This is a genomic window from Micromonospora sp. NPDC049049, from assembly GCF_040649115.1.
Classification (GTDB): Bacteria; Actinomycetota; Actinomycetes; order Mycobacteriales; family Micromonosporaceae; genus Micromonospora.
The window spans coordinates 147,181-163,372 of record NZ_JBEZEX010000009.1 but is presented as its reverse complement, the minus strand read 5'-3'; the positions used below and the strand labels follow the sequence as shown (position 1 = coordinate 163,372).

12 protein-coding genes and 1 pseudogene are annotated in these 16,192 nt (G+C 72.8%); 5 read left to right on the top strand and 8 right to left on the bottom strand.

Translation table 11 applies throughout. From position 1 onward, the window contains the following. Positions 1-54 precede the first annotated feature (54 nt). Positions 55-990 carry an SDR family NAD(P)-dependent oxidoreductase gene (locus AB0B68_RS12425; protein WP_357259707.1) on the top strand — a complete coding sequence of 312 codons (936 nt, stop codon included), beginning with the start codon at positions 55-57 and terminating at the stop codon, positions 988-990. Positions 991-1,051: 61 nt separating this feature from the next. Here the strand turns inward: AB0B68_RS12425 and sucB are convergent, their stop codons facing one another. Both sucB and lpdA read right to left on the bottom strand, forming a co-directional pair. Continuing rightward, complete coding sequence (sucB, locus tag AB0B68_RS12420; protein ID WP_357206163.1) at positions 1,052-2,896, bottom strand: 2-oxoglutarate dehydrogenase, E2 component, dihydrolipoamide succinyltransferase; 1,845 nt, start codon at positions 2,894-2,896, stop codon at positions 1,052-1,054. A 67-nt stretch (positions 2,897-2,963) separates the two neighbouring features. After that, positions 2,964-4,355, bottom strand: a complete 1,392-nt coding sequence (gene lpdA / locus AB0B68_RS12415; protein ID WP_357206165.1) for a dihydrolipoyl dehydrogenase — start codon at positions 4,353-4,355, stop codon at positions 2,964-2,966. 178 nt (positions 4,356-4,533) lie between these two features. Here lpdA and AB0B68_RS12410 point away from each other — a divergent pair, with 178 nt between their 5' ends. After that, positions 4,534-4,860 carry a hypothetical protein gene (locus tag AB0B68_RS12410; RefSeq protein ID WP_355007761.1) on the top strand — a complete coding sequence of 109 codons (327 nt, stop codon included), beginning with the start codon at positions 4,534-4,536 and terminating at the stop codon, positions 4,858-4,860. Between the two features lie 47 nt (positions 4,861-4,907). On the opposite strand, the gene AB0B68_RS12405 is transcribed toward AB0B68_RS12410, so the two are convergent. Next, positions 4,908-6,482: a leucyl aminopeptidase gene (locus AB0B68_RS12405; protein ID WP_357206167.1), complete on the bottom strand. Its 1,575-nt coding sequence runs from the start codon at positions 6,480-6,482 to the stop codon at positions 4,908-4,910. A 162-nt stretch (positions 6,483-6,644) separates the two neighbouring features. On the opposite strand from AB0B68_RS12405, the gene gcvT reads away from it, so the two are divergent. Further along, the gene (gene gcvT / locus AB0B68_RS12400) at positions 6,645-7,775 is read left to right on the top strand and encodes a glycine cleavage system aminomethyltransferase GcvT (RefSeq protein WP_357259704.1); all 1,131 of its coding nucleotides are present in this window, start codon (positions 6,645-6,647) and stop codon (positions 7,773-7,775) included. A gap of 125 nt (positions 7,776-7,900) precedes the next feature. Here the strand turns inward: gcvT and AB0B68_RS12395 are convergent, their stop codons facing one another. From AB0B68_RS12395 to AB0B68_RS12380, 4 genes and pseudogenes are all read right to left on the bottom strand, one after another. Further along, a complete protein-coding gene (locus tag AB0B68_RS12395) occupies positions 7,901-9,199 on the bottom strand; it encodes a DUF2314 domain-containing protein (RefSeq protein ID WP_357259701.1) in 1,299 nt (432 codons plus the stop codon). A 67-nt stretch (positions 9,200-9,266) separates the two neighbouring features. Beyond that, entirely contained in the window at positions 9,267-10,040 is a 774-nt protein-coding gene (locus AB0B68_RS12390; RefSeq protein ID WP_357259698.1) for an adenosylcobinamide-GDP ribazoletransferase, read from the bottom strand. Then, positions 10,030-11,964, bottom strand: a complete 1,935-nt coding sequence (locus AB0B68_RS12385) for a bifunctional adenosylcobinamide kinase/adenosylcobinamide-phosphate guanylyltransferase (protein WP_357259694.1) — start codon at positions 11,962-11,964, stop codon at positions 10,030-10,032. The genes AB0B68_RS12390 and AB0B68_RS12385 overlap by 11 nt, the downstream gene beginning before the upstream one ends. 509 nt (positions 11,965-12,473) lie before the next feature. Next, positions 12,474-13,913, bottom strand: a pseudogene (locus tag AB0B68_RS12380) (protein kinase); the annotation flags it as partial. A 145-nt stretch (positions 13,914-14,058) separates the two neighbouring features. Here AB0B68_RS12380 and AB0B68_RS12375 point away from each other — a divergent pair. After that, a complete protein-coding gene (locus AB0B68_RS12375) occupies positions 14,059-14,259 on the top strand; it encodes a hypothetical protein (RefSeq protein WP_007463228.1) in 201 nt (66 codons plus the stop codon). Further along, complete coding sequence (locus tag AB0B68_RS12370; protein WP_357206177.1) at positions 14,259-15,056, top strand: site-2 protease family protein; 798 nt, start codon at positions 14,259-14,261, stop codon at positions 15,054-15,056. The genes AB0B68_RS12375 and AB0B68_RS12370 overlap by 1 nt, the downstream gene beginning before the upstream one ends. Before the next feature lie 118 nt (positions 15,057-15,174). Here the strand turns inward: AB0B68_RS12370 and AB0B68_RS12365 are convergent, their stop codons facing one another. Continuing rightward, positions 15,175-16,173 (bottom strand): aldo/keto reductase family protein, encoded by a 999-nt coding sequence (locus AB0B68_RS12365; protein WP_355007754.1) that lies wholly within the window; start codon positions 16,171-16,173, stop codon positions 15,175-15,177. Positions 16,174-16,192 lie beyond the last annotated feature (19 nt).

Below are 16,192 nucleotides of genomic sequence, written 5' to 3'. Positions count from 1 at the left end.
CACGGCCTCCCGCAGCGGGCCGGTCGGTCCGCCCACCCCGGACAAGGATGGACAATGACGACCAACAACCCGATCACCACTTCGTTCGCCCATCACTCCACCGCTATGGACGTGATCCGGGGCGTGGACCTCGTCGGGCGGCGGGCGATCGTCACCGGCGGGTCCTCCGGGATCGGCGTGGAGACCGCCCGCGCCCTGGCCAGCGCCGGCGCGGAGGTCACGCTGGCCGTCCGGAACCCGGACGCGGGTCAGCAGGCCGCCAACGACATCACCGGCACCACCGGCAACGACCGGGTCCTGGTCGCCCCGCTCGACCTCGCCGACCAGGATTCGATCGCCGACTTCGTGGCCAACTGGGACGGCCCCCTGCACATCCTGGTCAACAACGCCGGGATCATGGCGGCACCGCTGTCCCGCACACCGCAGGGCTGGGAGATGCAGTTCGCCACCAACCACCTGGGGCACTTCGCGCTCGCCAACGGGCTGCGCCCGGCACTCGCGTCCGGCGACGGGGCCAGGATCGTCTCGGTCAGCTCCGCCGCCCACCTGCGCTCACCGGTGGTCTTCGAGGACATCCAGTACGACAAGCGGGAGTACGAGCCGTGGCAGGCGTACGGGCAGTCCAAGACGGCGAACGTGCTCTTCGCCGTGGAAGCGACCCGGCGCTGGTCCGACGACGGCATCTACACCAACTCGCTGATGCCCGGCGCGATCCAGACCAACCTGCAGCGCTACGTGAGCAAGGAGGAACTGGACCGGATGCGGTCGGGCAACGCGGCGGCCTGGAAGACCGTCGAGCAGGGCGCCGCCACCTCCGTGCTGGTCGCCGCGTCACCGCTGCTCGACGAGGTGGGTGGGCGCTACTTCGAGGACTGCCAGGAGGCCGCCCCCGCCCAACCGGGCCAGCGGACCGGGGTCGCCGACTACGCGCTGGACCCGGAGGCCGCCGAGCGGCTCTGGCAGGTCTCCACCGCCCTGCTCAAGAGCTGAGCACCAGAGCGGGAAGGGCGCCCCGGTCGATGACCGGGGCGCCCTCTCGTCGTTCAGCGGATCAGGCCAGGCCCAGCTCCGACTCGAAGTTGCCGCCCTCCAGCCGCTCCTTGACCGCGGTCAGGAAGCGGGCCGCGTCGGCGCCGTCGATCAGCCGGTGGTCGTACGACATGGCCAGGTAGACCATCGACCGGACCGCGATGACCTCGCCCAGCTCCGGGTCGTTGACCACGACCGGACGCTTCACCACGGCACCCGTGCCGAGCATCGCCGACTGCGGCGACGGCACGATCGGGGTGTCGAAGAGGGCGCCACGGCTGCCGGTGTTGGTCAGCGTGAAGGTCGCCCCGGCCATCTCGTCCGGGGTGATCTTGTTGGCCCGGGTGCGCTCGGCCAGGTCGGCGATCCGCTTGGCGATGCCGCCCATGTTGAGGTCACCGGCGTTGTGGATGACCGGCACGAGCAGACCGCGCTCGGTGTCCACAGCGATGCCGAGGTGCTCGGCCGCCGGGTAGGTGATCGTGCCGCCCTCCAGGTCCATGCTGGCCTGGATGATCGGGTGGGTCTGCAGCGCCTCGATGGCGGCGAGGGCGAAGAACGGCAGGAAGGACAGCTTCACGCCGTGCTTGGCCAGGAACGAGTCCTTGGCCTTCGTCCGCAGCTTGGCGACCTTGGTGACGTCGACCTCGACGACAGTGGTCAGCTGCGCCGTCTCGTGCAGCGACTGCTGCATCCGCTTGGCGATGGTCGCCCGGATCCGCGGCAGCTTCTCCGTGGTGCCCCGCTTCGCGCTGGGCTCCGGCTTGACGGCTGGCTTCGCCGCAGCGGCCGACGGCGCGGCACTCGGCTGAGCAGCCTGGGCTGGCGCGGCCTTGGCGGCCTTCGCCTTCTCGGCCGCCTCCAGCACGTCCTGCTTGCGGATCCGACCACCCACGCCGGTGCCGTTGAGCGCGGCCAGGTCGACGCCGTGCTCACTGGCCAGCTTGCGCACCAGCGGGGTCACGTACCCGGCGGCCTCCTCGCCGGCGCCCGGCGCCGGAGCGGACGGACGGGCCGGCGCCGAGGTCGACGCGGCCGGCTGCGCGGCCTGCTCGGTCTTCGCCGGCTGCGCCGAGCTCTCGGTCTCCGCGGCGGGCTCGCTGTACGAGGCGCCCTGCGTCGGCTCCTCGACCTTCGGCTCCGGCTTTGGCTCGGCCTTCGGCGCCGGCTTGGCCTCCGCCTTCGGCTCGGGCTTCGGCTCGGGCTGCGCCTGGGCGGGGGCCCCGCCGGCAGCGCCGATGATCGCCAGGTCGGCGCCGACCGCTGCGGTCTCGTCCTCGGCGACCTTGATCTCCAGCACCGTGCCGGCTACCGGCGACGGGATCTCGGTGTCCACCTTGTCGGTGGAGACCTCCAGCAGCGGCTCGTCGACCTCGATGGTCTCGCCGACCTGCTTGAGCCAGCGGGTGACCGTACCCTCGGTGACGCTCTCGCCCAGGGCGGGCATCTTCACCGCGGTGCCCTCGCCCGAGGAGGCGGCGGCCGGAGCCGGAGCCTCGGCCGGGGCCTCGTCCTGGGCCACCTCGTCGGCGGTGCCCTCGGCGGCGGCCGTCGGCTCGGCGGCCGGCTCGACCGACTCGGCCGGAGCCTGCTCCTGCGGGGCTGCCTCGCCGCCGCCGGTCGACTCGCCCTCACCGGCGATGACGGCCAGCTCGCTGCCGACCTCGGCGGTCTCGTCCTCGCCGACCACGATCCGGCTCAGCACGCCGGCAGCGGGTGACGGGATCTCGGTGTCGACCTTGTCGGTGGAGACCTCAAGCAGGGGCTCGTCGACCTCGACCGTGTCGCCCTCCTGCTTGAGCCAGCGAGTGACGGTGCCCTCGGTGACGCTCTCGCCGAGCCGGGGCATGGTGACCGATACCGGCATGTTCTGAGACTCCTTCATTCCCCTGGTGGGATCTTCGCCCGTCGCCGGACGCCGCGGTTGTGGATGATCAGGCGTGCGCGTGCAGCGGCTTGCCGGCGAGGGCCAGGTGCGCCTCGCCCAGGGCCTCGTTCTGGGTCGGGTGGGCGTGCACGAGCTGGGCGACCTCCGCCGGGTACGCCTCCCAGTTGTAGATGAGCTGCGCCTCGCCGATCAGCTCACCCACCCGGGCGCCGATCATGTGTACGCCGACGACCGGGCCGTCCTCGACCCGGACCAGCTTCACGAAGCCGGTCGTCTTGAGGATCTGGCTCTTTCCGTTGCCACCCAGGTTGTAGTTGTACGTCTTGACCTTGTCAGCGCCGTACTGCTCCTTGGCCTTTGCCTCGGTGAGGCCCACCGACGCCAGCTCCGGGTCGCAGTACGTGACGCGCGGGATGCCGACCTCGTCGATCACGGCGGGGTTCTGGCCGGCGATCTCCTCGGCGACGAAGATGCCCTGCTGGAAGCCGCGGTGCGCGAGCTGGAGGCCGGGCACGATGTCGCCGACCGCGTAGACGTTCGGCACGCTGGTGCGCAGCCGCTCGTCGGTCAGCACGAAGCCGCGGTCCATCGTGACGCCCTGCTCCTCGTACCCGAGGTTGGCGGTGTTCGGGCCGCGACCCACGGCGACCAGCAGCAGCTCCGCCTCGACGGTCTCGCCGCCCTGGATGGTCAGCTTGACGCCGCCCTCGGTCTTCTCGACCTTCTCGAACGGCTTGCCGACCTTGAAGTTGATCTTCCGCTTGCGGAACGCCCGCTCCAGCGCCTTGGACGACTCCTCGTCCTCGGCGGCGACCAGCCGGGGCAGCGCCTCGACGATCGTCACGTCCACGCCGAAGGACTTCCACACGCTGGCGAACTCGACGCCGATCACACCGCCACCGAGCACGATCACCGACGACGGCACCCGGTCCATCGTGAGGGCGTGGTCGCTGGTGATGATCCGCTCGCCGTCGACCTCCAGGCCGGGCAGGCTCTTCGCGTACGAGCCGGAGGCCAGGACGATGTTGCGGCCGGTGTAGCGCTTGCCGTCCACCTCGACCACGTTCTTGCCGACCAGCTTGCCGGCACCCTCGACGATCGTGATGCCCTTGTTGCCCTTCAACATGCCCTGCAGGCCCTTGTAGAGGCGGGCGATCACGCCGTCCTTGTACGAGTTGACCCCGGCCATGTCGATGCCGATCAGCTCGGCCTTGACCCCGAACTGCTCCGACTCACGGGCCTGGTCGGCGATCTCGGCGGCGTGCAGCAGAGCCTTCGTCGGGATGCAGCCGTTGTGCAGGCAGGTGCCGCCGAGTTTGCCCTTCTCGACCAGCGCGACCTTCAGGCCCAGCTGGACGGCGCGCAGCGCGGTCGCGTAGCCGCCGCTGCCACCTCCGAGAATGACAATGTCGAAGGTCGCTTCGTTCGGCTCGCTCACGTCCAACTCCCAGGTCGCGTCGCTGCATCGGGGGTCACAGAGGTGTAACACGGACACACCCCACCTCGGTCATCTTGTCACCACTGGGCACAGGGTGCGTACCGAGGTGCCCAACGACACGTCATCGACACGTACCCTTGGCACCGTTGTCGATGACGCTCGGTGGGGGAGAGAACCGGTGGGCTTGTTCCGGCGCCGCAAACAGGCGGCTGTGCCGAGCCATGACCGTGCTGCCAGTCGTGGGGATCTGGACCATTTGGAGAACTTCATCCGGAGTCGGCGCGGCGTCGAGGCGTACATCGAACCGCGTACGACGGTGACCGAGACCACCGTCATCCTGATCGCCGACGACGGGGAGTGGACCCGTCGGCGCATCGACGGCCCGGACGGAGCCCGGCGCTTCGCGTACCGGATGGGCATCCCGGTCTACGACGTCCGGCTGATGGGCTACCCGCAGCGGATGCGTGACTTCAACGAACGCCGCAAACGTCGCCCCGAGCGGTAGCGAAAGGGCCCCCGGCGTCGACCGGGGGCCCCTCGCTTTCCGTTCCGTCAGCCGTTGGCGGCGACATCCTCGACGAGCTGCACCAGCGTGCGGACCGGAACTCCGGTGCCGCCCTTGGTCCAGTAGCCGAACGGCTCGCCCGAGTGGTAGCCCGGCCCGGCGATGTCGATGTGCGCCCACGCCACGTCGTCGGTCACGAACTCGCGCAGGAACACGCCGCCCTGCAGCATGTGACCCGCCCGGTCCATCCCGGCGTTGACCTGCGAGATGTCCGCCACATCCGACTCCATGCCCTTACGGACGTCGTCGGGCAGCGGCATCGGCCAGGCCGGCTCGCCGACGGCGTCGCCGGCCACCTTCACCCGGTCGCACAGCTGCGGGGTGCCCATCACGCCGGCCATCCGCTTGCCCAGCGAGATGACCTGGCCGCCGGTCAGGGTGGAGGTCTCGAACAGGTAGTCGGTGCCGTCCGCGCAGGCACGGGCCATGGCGTCGCCCAGGATCATCCGGCCCTCGGCGTCGGTGTTGAGCACCTCGACCCGCTTGCCGTTGAACATGGTGATCACGTCACCCGGCCGGTAGCTGGTGCCCGACGGCATGTTCTCCGCCATCGGCAGGTACGCGCTGACCGCCACCGTCGGCTTCAGCGCGGCGATCGCCAGCATGGCCGCGCCCACCGCGGCGGCGCCCGCCATGTCGGACTTCATCTCCCACATGCCCTGCGCCGGCTTGATCGAGATGCCGCCGGTGTCGAAGGTGATGCCCTTACCGACCAGCGCGACCCGCTTGCCGTTGCCGCCGCCCTGCGGGGTGTAGGTCAGCTTCACCAGCCGCGGCGGGGCCTCCGAGCCCTGCCCGACCGCGACGATGCCGCCGTACCCGCCAGCGGCCAGCGCCGCCTCGTCGAGCACCTCGACGCCGAGGCCCGCCTCGCGCGCCGCGCTGGCGACCGCGTCGGCGAACGACGGCGGACGCAGCTCGTTCGGCGCGGTGTTCACCCAGTCCCGGCTGAGCCGGACCGCGCCCGCCACCGCCTGCGCCCGGACGACCTCCGCCTGGGCGCTCGCGTCGGCGGCGTCCGGCACCGCGATGAGCACCTCGGCCACCGGCTCGCGCCGGGTCGGCTGGGGCCGGGTCTTGTAGCCGGGGAACCGGTACCCACCCAGCAGCGCGCCCTCGGCGACCGCGCGCAGCTCGGCCGACGCGTCCGCGTCGTCCGGCAGCGGCAGCGCCAGCGCGACAGTGGGTGCGCCCGCCAGGGCCCGGATCGCCGCACCCGCGGCCCGGCGCAGCGTCTCCGGGGCCGGGGCGGCACCCGACGGCTCCGGGCCGAGCCCGACCGCGGTGACCAGCGGGGCGGTCACGGTGCCCAGCGTGGCCAGCTTGATCACCTCACCCGGCCCGCCGGTCGCGCCGAGCAGCGCGAGGGTCTCGGTCAGCTTGCCGTCGAACGCGGCAGCGATGCTCTCGGCGCCGCTGGCGAGCAGCAGGGTGCCGGCGAGGCCGCTGGTGGCGCCCTGCTCTCCGGTCTGGCTGTGCACGCCGATCACGATCGCGTCGACGGCGAGCTCCGCCGGGTCGGTGTCGACCAGGCTCAGGTTGGTGGTGCGGGGTGAAGTCACTGAAGCTACTCCGGGCGGGCCGGGCCGGTCGCGGCGTCGCGTACCAGCGGTGAAGGTCTCCGGCGGAACCTACCCGCCGGACGTCATGGCTGTCCCGCCGACAGCGCCAGCGGGCTCCCGCCGATGCTAACCAGCGACGTTGCCCCCGGTAAGTTGCCACCCATGACCGACGTGACCTCCGACGCTGCCGCGACCCGGCTGCGCCGTTCCCCGCTGCACGAGCGGCACACCGCCGCCGGAGCCAAGTTCGCCCCCTTCGGGGGCTGGGAAATGCCCCTGGAGTACGCCGGCGGCGGGGTGCTCAAGGAGCACACCGCTGTGCGTACGGCGGTCGGGGTCTTCGACGTGTCACACCTGGGCAAGGCCCGGGTGAGCGGCCCCGGCGCGGCCGACTTCGTCAACTCCTGCCTCAGCAACGACCTGGGCCGGATCGGCCCGGGCCGGGCGCAGTACACGCTCTGCTGCGACGACGCCACCGGCGGTGTGGTGGACGACATCATCGCCTACCTCTATGCCGACGACCACGTCTTCCTCATTCCGAACGCGGCGAACACCGCCGAGGTGGTGCGCCGGTTGCGCGCCGCCGCTCCCGCACAGGTGACAGTCACCGACGAGCACGAGGCGTACGCGGTGCTGGCCGTGCAGGGCCCGCGCTCGGCCGAGTTGCTGGCCGCCCTGGACCTGTCCACCGAGCACGGCTACATGAGCTTCTCCGCCGCGAGCCTCGCCGGGGTGGAGCTGACCGTCTGCCGTACCGGCTACACGGGTGAGCTGGGCTACGAGCTGGTGGTGCCGGCGGAGCACGCGGTCACCGTCTGGGATGCGCTCTTCGCCGCCGGCGCGGCGTTCGAGCTGCGTGCCTGCGGGCTGGCCGCCCGGGACACGCTGCGGACCGAGATGGGGTACCCGCTGCACGGGCAGGACCTCTCCCTGGGCATCAGCCCGGTGCAGGCCCGCTCCGGCTGGGCGGTCGGCTGGGACAAGCCGGCCTTCTGGGGCCGCGACGCGCTGCTCGCCGAGAAGGCCGCCGGCCCCCGGCGTACGCTGCGCGGCCTGGTGGCCGTCGACCGGGCGATCCCGCGGCCCGGCATGACCCTGCACGTGGGCGACACCCAGGTCGGCACCGTGACCAGCGGCACCTTCAGCCCGACGAGGAAGCAGGGCATCGCGCTGGCCCTGCTGGACACCGACGCCAACCTGACCGACGGCGACGAGGTCGAGATCGACATCCGAGGCCGCCGAGCCCCCCTGACCCTGACCAAACCCCCCTTCGTAAACCCCTCAGTGAAGTAACCCGGATCGCCTCGCCCCGGGCCCCAGATGTTGTTGATCATGAAGTTATTGCTACGACACGCCGGCAGCCATGACAATAACTTCATGATCAACGTGGCTGGGGCTGGGGCTGGGGCTGGGTGGGGTTAGGGGGTTTTGGGGGTTGGGGGTTCGCCGGAGTCCAGGACTGCCTGGGTCCAGCCGCCTTCGATGACGCCTGTGGCGTCCAGGACGGCCCAGTCGACCACGTCGGACGTCTCCACGACCACGGGGCCGCCGATGCGGACGCTCTGGTCGGTGTTGGCGTCGCTGGCGCTCACGCCGACGATGCGTTCCGGGGTCTCCCACGAGGTGACGCCCGCCCAGACGTACTCCGGGCCGTCGTCTCCGGGCAGGCCGTACTTCACCACCAGTTGTGACTCCGTGGGGAGTTGCCCTGCGACGAACCGGGCCCGAGCGTCATCCAGCGCGGCCCGGGCGGTGGCGACCGCACGGCTCATCGCGTCACCGGAGCGGGCGTAGCGCACGTCCGGCTGGATGCCGGAGAACAGGGTCGCGCAGGCGGCGGCGTAGTAGCGCCCGTCCGGACCGGGGTGCCCGGCCGGCGGGCGCAGGCTGAGGAACGAGTCGGCCTCCGGGTCGGTCGCCGGGTCCAGTTCGAGGCGCAGCAGCACCGGGGCGGTGGCGCCGTGCTGCTCCGGGTTGCCGTACGCCACAGCGATGTCGTGCCCGGTGACCGTGGCCAGCACCGGGAGCTGCACGAACGCCGGCACCTCCTCGCCGGTGAGCCCGTCGGTCCAGTCCCGCAGCAGTCGGCGGGCCGCCCCGGTCATCACCGCACCCCAGGCCCGGGTGAGGTGGTCGGGAACCCCCTGGGTCTGCAACTCCAGCAGACCGAAGCGGCGCAGCCCCTTGGTGGTGAACCACAGGCCCTCGGTGTCCGACGAGTACGGCACCAGCACCCAGTCGACAAGTCGGATCCGGCCCTGCTCGTCGGGGAGGGAGCGCAGCGCGGTCGCCGGGTCGAGGAACTGGAGGCCGAAGACGTCCACCACGTCGCAGTCGACGGATTCCGCCACGGCTGCCGCGACCGCCCGCGCGGCCCACTCGTGCGCGGGTGGCCAACCGGGCCGGTACTCGGCCTGTACGACCACCAGGTGCGTCGCCGCCGCCAGCCGGTCCAGTTGCTCCTTGGTGGCACCGAACGCGGTGAGCAGGTCCGGTGGCAGTTCGGGGAACTCGGCGATCGGCCGGGTGTCGACGCTCATCAGCGGGCTGTCGAGCATCTGCCGGGCCAGCCCGTGCACCGGCTCGGCCAGTCGGCCGGTCAGGGCCGCCACCGCGGTCTTCGCACTGACCTTCGGTAGCCCCGCCATCGGCACCAGGTAGGTCGCGCTGAGCGACTCCGGCACCGGAACGGGCAGGAAGTCGTCCGTGATGAGCATTGTGGGTTCCCCCGGTGGCCGCGCCGGTGTTGTCGAGCCGAACGCTACCCGGCCCGCCGGGCCCGGTTCAGCCGGACAGCACCAGACCCAGGTAGACCAGCGTGGTGACCACCTCGACGGTCGCGCCGAGGACGTCGCCGGTGATCCCGCCGAGGCGGCGTACCACGTGGTTGAGCAGCGGTAGCGCGACGGCGGTCGCGGCGACGACGGCCAGCGGCCCCTGCCACGGACGGCCCGGCACCGCGGGCACCGCCAGCAGCACGACGGCGACCGCGCCGGCGGCCACCGCCACCGGGCCGACCGTGCCGGCGACCAGCGCGCCCAGCCCGTCGGGCCGGGCCGCCGGCACGCCCCGCCGGCAGGCCACCGTGACACCGAGCCGCCCGGCCGCGGTCGCCGCGACCACCGCCGCGAGGCACGCCGGCCAGGACCGACCGGCGAGGTCGGCGAGCGCCGCCGCCTGCACCAGGAGTACGACCACCAGGGCGACCACTCCGAACGGGCCGACGTCCGGCTTCTTCATGATCTCCAGGGCCGCCGCGCCCCGCCGGTAGGAGCCGAGCGCGTCAACTGTGTCGGCCAGCCCGTCCAGGTGCAGCCCTCGGGTGAGCAGCGCGGCGACGCCGACGGTGACGCCGGCCGCCACCAGCGGCGGTGCGAGCGCCCCGGCCAGCAGCAGCACACCGGCCAGCAGGGCGCCGAGTAGCGCGCCGACCACCGGGGCGAGGGCCATCGCCGTGCCCGCGACGGATCGGTCGATGCGCCCGGCCCGCACCGGCAGCGTGGTGAACGTGGTGACCGCCAGCCGGGCTCCCGCGAGCAGCCGTGGCTCAGCCGGCACGCCAGCCCGACGCCGGCTGCTCGTCCACCCCGGTGCTGGCCGGGCCCGGCCCGGCCGGCACCGGCTCGGCGAAGTCGGGCTCGGTCGAGTCGGGCTCGGTGAGATCCGGGTCCGCGTAGCTCGGGTCGGTGGACTCCGGCTCGTCGGCGGGCGGGTCGGTGTCGTCGGTGCCGCCCAGCGACGGGTGCACCGGCAGCGCGGCGGACAACGCCAGCACCGAGCGCAGCAGCGGTAGCGCGACCAGCGCGTTGGCGCCCTCGCCGAGATCCATCCGCAGGTCGAGCAGCGGGGTGAGGCCCAGCACGTCGGCGGCGAGCCGCACGGCCGGGTGCCCGCCGTGGTCGGCCAGCAGGCACCAGTGCCGGGCCTGCCCGGCCAGGTCACGGCTCACCATGGCGGCGGCCAACCCGACCGGACCGTCGAGCAGCACCGGCACCCGGCGGGCGGTGGCGCCGAGCAGTACGCCGGTGGCCACCGCCACGTCGCCGCCGCCCAACTCGGCCAGGATGTCCTTCGCGCCGCGAGACGAGCGTCGGGTGCGGTGCAGCGCGTCGCGCACCGCCGCGCAGCGGATCATCCACGCCGCGTCGTCGATCTCGCCGGAGTCGGTGATCACCCGACCCAGCACGGCGGGCGGTTCCGCGCCCGCGGTCGCCGCGAGCACCGCCGCGGCCGCCGCCTCGGTGCCGGCGCCGCACGCGGCGAGCACCAGTAGTTGTACGCCGGCGTCGGCGGCCTGCTCGGCCAACCGCCAGCCGTAACGCAGCGCGGACTCCACCTGCTCCGGCGCGAGGGCCTGCTGGTCTTCGATCGGCGCGGAGGCCGGGGTGTCCACCACCTGGAGACTCGCGCCGCTCTCGGCGGCCAGCCGTGCCAACGCGCCCTGACCGGCGCGGGCCTGTGCGGCGCGGCGTGCCGACTCACCGGCGACGGTGCCGGCCGCCGCCCCGCCGGCGTGGTCGCCGTGCAGCAGCAGCACCCGCGCTGAGCCCCAGGCGGCGGGGGTCGAGGTGCCCTGGGTGGCGGCGGCGAAGCCCACCACCCGGTCCAACACGCCCAGCCCGGCGCCCGGTACGTCCAGCGTGGCCAGTCGGTCGACCGCCTGTGGGCCGGCGTACTCGTCGGGCATGGGCAGCTCCATGCCGGGCTGGATGACCAGCCCGGTGGACACCATCGGCAGCGCCATTGTCGGCGCGGCCCAGGGGTTGCCCGGTTCCGCGGTCGGGGTGGCCGGCGGCGTGGGGGTCAGCACGTCGGGGAGCTGCACCTCGGGGGTGGGCTCGGTGTCGGCCAGGCTCGCCACGACCGGTGCCGCGGCTGCGGTCGGCGACGCGGTCACCGTGGCGGGAGCAGACGGTTCGGTGGCGGTGGCGGTGGCGGGCGACTTGAGCCAGACCGGCTGACCGGCGACGACCAGTACGACCGCGTCGCAGGCGTCGGCGACCGCACGGTTGGCCGCGCCCAACGCGTCGGTGAACGCCCGGCCCAGCGGGGTGGTCGGCACCAGCGACAGCCCCACCTCGGGGCTCACCAGCACCACCCGGGCGGCACACCCGCGGATCGCCTCGGCCAGCTCGGCGATGGTCGCCACGTCGTCGGCGGGCTGGTGGTCCGGGTCGAGCAGCACCGTCACCCAGCCGCCCAGGTCGTCGACGAGCAACAACTCGTTGGGCTCGGCGGACTCGAGCACGTCGGCCAGCCGGCGCGGGTCCTCGGTGGTCTCCTCGGTGGTCCAGCTGCCCGGCCGTCGGGCGCGGTGCGCCGCCAGCCGGGTCGCCCACTCGGTGTCCTCCGGGTCGCCCTCGGGCGCGGTGGCGACGTAGCGGACCACCGGCGCGTCGCTGACCAGGGACTCGGCGAACTCGGACTTGCCGGACCGGATACCGCCGAGCACCAGGACCGTGTTCCACCCGTCTACGGACATGCCCGTACCTTAGTTCTCATCCTTCGGGCCCGGGCACGTCGCCCCGACCCTGCCGAAGATCGAAAGTCCGTTCCGCCTCCATTGCGGGGAAGCGCCCAGTTCCCCCACCCGAAGGCGGCGCGCGACCCCGGCCCGCTGCACTGCCGGCGCGGCGGTCAGTCGCAGTGTTCGAACCCGCTGCCGTAACTGACGCCGCCGGTGGTGCCGCCCCACTTGACGCACGTCCCGGCGGCGGTGGCCCGCACCGGCCCGGCGTAGTAGTCGAAGGACCCGCTGTCAGTGCTGCGGGCCCGACCCTGCACCTCCAGGTACGCCGACGCTGCGGACTTCGCGCCGACCGCGGTGTCCTTGAGGGTGACCACGCAGTTGGTCCCTGTGCCCGAGTGGTACAGCAGGAAGACCCGGCCCTTGCGCTGCCCGTCCCCGCCGGTCAGCGTCGCCGAGTCGATCACCTGGTAGCCGCTGCCGCACGCCTGGGCGGCCGTGTACGGGTTGGGCCGGCTGGACGGGGTGCGGCTGGGCGTCGGTCGGCTGCTGGTCGTACCGGTCGGCGTACCGCCCGGCACTGCGGCGCTGGTGGGGTCGCCGCTGGTCGTCGCGTCGGGAGACCCGGTCGGGGCGGCCGTCGCGGTCCGACCGACCCCCGGCGTTGCGCTGGGCCCGGGCCCGGTGGTGGTCGCGTCCCCGGGCGGCAGCGGTGCGTCGGAGACCGCCGCCGACTCGCCGGCCAGCGCGGGTGGCTGGTCCGCCGAACCCGACTTCGCTTCGGGCCGGAGCGCCACCACGGCCACCGCGACGACGAGCGCGACGAGAACGGCCGCACCTGCCCCGACCAGCAGCGGACGGCGTCGGCCCGGCGGCCCGCTCCCGAGCGCGTCCTCCCGGGTCGGCTTCGGCTCGGTCGTCGCTTCGACCGCGACGCTCGCCGGTGGGCGTGGAGCGGCGGGCCCTGCCGACACCGACCCGGCGGGCGGCGTCGCCGCGACCGACGGTGCGGAAGCCAGGCCGGCTGGCGGAAGGGGAGTCGGGCCGGCCGGCGGGGCGGCGGGGGCCGCGACGCCCGGGGTGGGAGCGGCCAGCGCCCACGGTGGGCGGGCGGAGACCGGAATGCTCGCCACTGTCGCGTCGCGGGCATCGGCGGCGGCAGCGGCCAACTCAGCGGCGCTGCCGAACCGGTCCTCCGGGCGCTTGGCCAGCGCGCGGGCCACCACCGCGGCAACCGCCGGTGGGGTGTCCGCCGGCAGCGCCGCCGGATCCTCCTGGGCGTGCCGCAGCGCCACCGCGAGCGGGTTGTCACCGTTGAAGGGCGGCTGCCCGGAAAGGCAGAAGTACGCCACCGCGCCGAGCGCGTAGATGTCGGTGGCGGCCGAGGCCGGCTGCCCGGTGGCCTGCTCCGGAGACATGTACGAGGCGGTGCCGAGCACCATGTTCGCGGCGGTGAGCCCGGCCATGTCGCGGGACCGGGCGATGCCGAAGTCGACGAGCACCACGGTGCCGTCGCCCTTGACCAGCAGATTGCCCGGCTTTACGTCCCGGTGCACGATGCCGGCGAGGTGTGCGGTGTGCAGCGCGTCGGCGGCCTGGGCCAGCACCGACATGGTGGTGGCCGGATCCAGCCGCCCCACCGCGCGCACCCGGGCGGACAACGGCTCGCCCTCGACGTACTCCATCACCAGGTAGTCGACCTGGCTGCCGTCGTCGAGCACTGCCTGCCCGACGTCGTGCACCGGCACCACGCCGGGGTGCCGCAGCGCGGCCAGCATCCGCGCCTCGGCCCGGAACCGGGCGGTGAACTCCGGATCGGCGACCAGCGACGGCAGCAGCACCTTCACGGCGACCTCGCGTTCCAGCAGGACGTCGGTGCCGCGCCAGACCGCTCCCATCCCACCCGTCGCCACCCGCTCGCCTAGCCGGTACCGGCCGCCGAGCAGCACTCCCCGTGTCAGCACCGAGCCACCGTACCGGCCGGCGTCGATCGGATTGATCCACCCCGTCGGCCCCTGCCGGGGCGAGCGAGCGGCCGTTGCGCGCCGGGCCGACTACGCTGGCGAGGGTTCGTCCCACGGGGACTTCAGCGGCGAGGGGAGACGCGGCATGGCGTGGAGCTGGCGGTACGAGGGCACGGACGGCCAGACGGTCGAGGGACCGGCGGAGTCGTTCGGCAGCCAGGCCGACGCCGAATCCTGGATCGGTCAGACCTGGCGGGAGCTCGCGGCGTCCGGCGTCACCTCGGTCGCGCTCGTGGAGGACGACCGGGTGGACTACCGGATGAGCCTGCTGCCCACGGCCGAGTGATGGCCTACGACCGCCCGGGCGGTGACGGGCTGGTCCTCGGCGTGCCCAAGGCGGCGTTCCGTCCCAGCCCGGTCTTCCTCGGTCTGGTCGCGCTCTTCGCGGTCAGCGGGGTGCTGACCTGGAACGGGTACGGCAGCGTCCGGTTCAACGTGTTCCTCTTCGTGGTGTCCGGCTGGCTGGTGTCGCTCTGCCTGCACGAGTACGCCCACGCGGTGGTGGCCTACCGGGCCGGCGACCGGGACATCGCCCATCGCGGCTACCTGACGCTCAACCCGTTCAAGTACACCCACCCGTTGCTGTCGATCGTGCTGCCGGTGGTGGTGGTGCTGCTCGGCGGCATCGGCCTGCCGGGTGGCGCGGTCTGGGTGGACCGGCACGCCATCCCGGGTCGACTGCGGCACACCCTGGTCAGCCTCGCCGGCCCGGCGACGAACGTGCTGTTCACGCTGCTGTTGGTGGCGGCCGTGCAGGTCGGCACCCGGTCGGATGGTCCGGTGGAGTTCTGGGCCGGGGTGGCGCTGCTCGCCTTCCTCCAGCTCACCGCCAGTGTGCTGAACCTGCTGCCGGTGCCCGGCCTGGACGGCGGCAACATGATCCAGCCGTGGCTCACCCCGCAGTGGCGCAAAATGTACGACCTGTTCGCGCCGTACGGCTTCATCCTGCTCTTCGCGCTGCTGTGGAACCCGCGCATCGGCGGCTGGTTCTTCGACGCGGTCTTCGCGGTCGGTGACCTGCTCGGTCTGCCGTCGTGGCTCTACGCCACCGGCCTGGAGCTGATCCGCTTCTGGCAGAGCTGACCGGGCCCGGCGACCGGGCGGAGCTGACCGGGCGGAGCTGACCCGGCGGAGCTGACCGGGCGGAGCTGACCCGGCCCGGTCGGCGCGAGGGATTCGCGCCGGCCGGGCCGGAACAACGTCAGGGACGCTGCGCGGGGGACTCGGTCTTCGCCGCGTCCCGCTCGACGATCGGCTCGACGATGTCGTCGATCGCCGTGAGCAGGTCGGCGTCGAGCTTCACCCCGGCGGCCTTCACGTTGTCGTGCACCTGCTCGGGGCGGGACGCGCCGATGATCGCCGACGAGACGTTCGGGTTCTGCAACACCCACGCCACGGCGAGCTGGGCCATGCTGAGCCCGGCCTGCTCGGCGAGGGGCTTGAGCTGCTGGACCCGGGTCAGCACGTCGTCGTTCATGAACCGGGAGATGAAGCCCGCGCCCGACTTCTCGTCGGTGGCCCGGGAACCGGCCGGCGGTGGCTGGCCCGGCAGGTACTTGCCGGAGAGTACGCCCTGCGCCATCGGCGACCAGACGATCTGCCCGATGCCCAGCTCCTCGCTGGCCGGCACGACCTCAGTCTCGATGACCCGCCAGAGCAGCGAGTACTGCGGCTGGTTGGACACCAGCGGCACGTGCAGCTCCCGGGCGAGCGGGTGAGCGGCGCGCAGCTGGGCGGCGGTCCACTCGGAGACGCCGATGTAGTGCGCCTTGCCGGAGTGGACGACGTCGGCGAACGCCTCCATCGTCTCCTCCAGCGGGGTGCTGTAGTCGTAGCGGTGGGCCTGGTAGAGGTCCACGTAGTCGGTGCGCAGTCGGCGCAGCGAGCCGTTGATCGACTCCATGATGTGCTTGCGGGACAGGCCACGGTCGTTGCGGCCGGGCCCGGTCGGCCAGTAGACCTTGGTGAAGATCTCCAGGCCCTCACGACGCTCGTTCTGCAACGCCCGGCCGAGCACGTCCTCGGCCCGGGTGCCGGCGTACACGTCGGCGGTGTCGAAGGTGGTGATCCCCGCGTCGAGAGCGGCCCGGACGCAGGCGAACGCCGCGTCCTCCTCGACCTGCGAACCGTGGGTGATCCAGTTGCCGTACGAGATCTCGCTGACCATCAGGCCGGAACGGCCCAGGTGTCGGAATTCCATGTACCGACCCTAGCCCCAG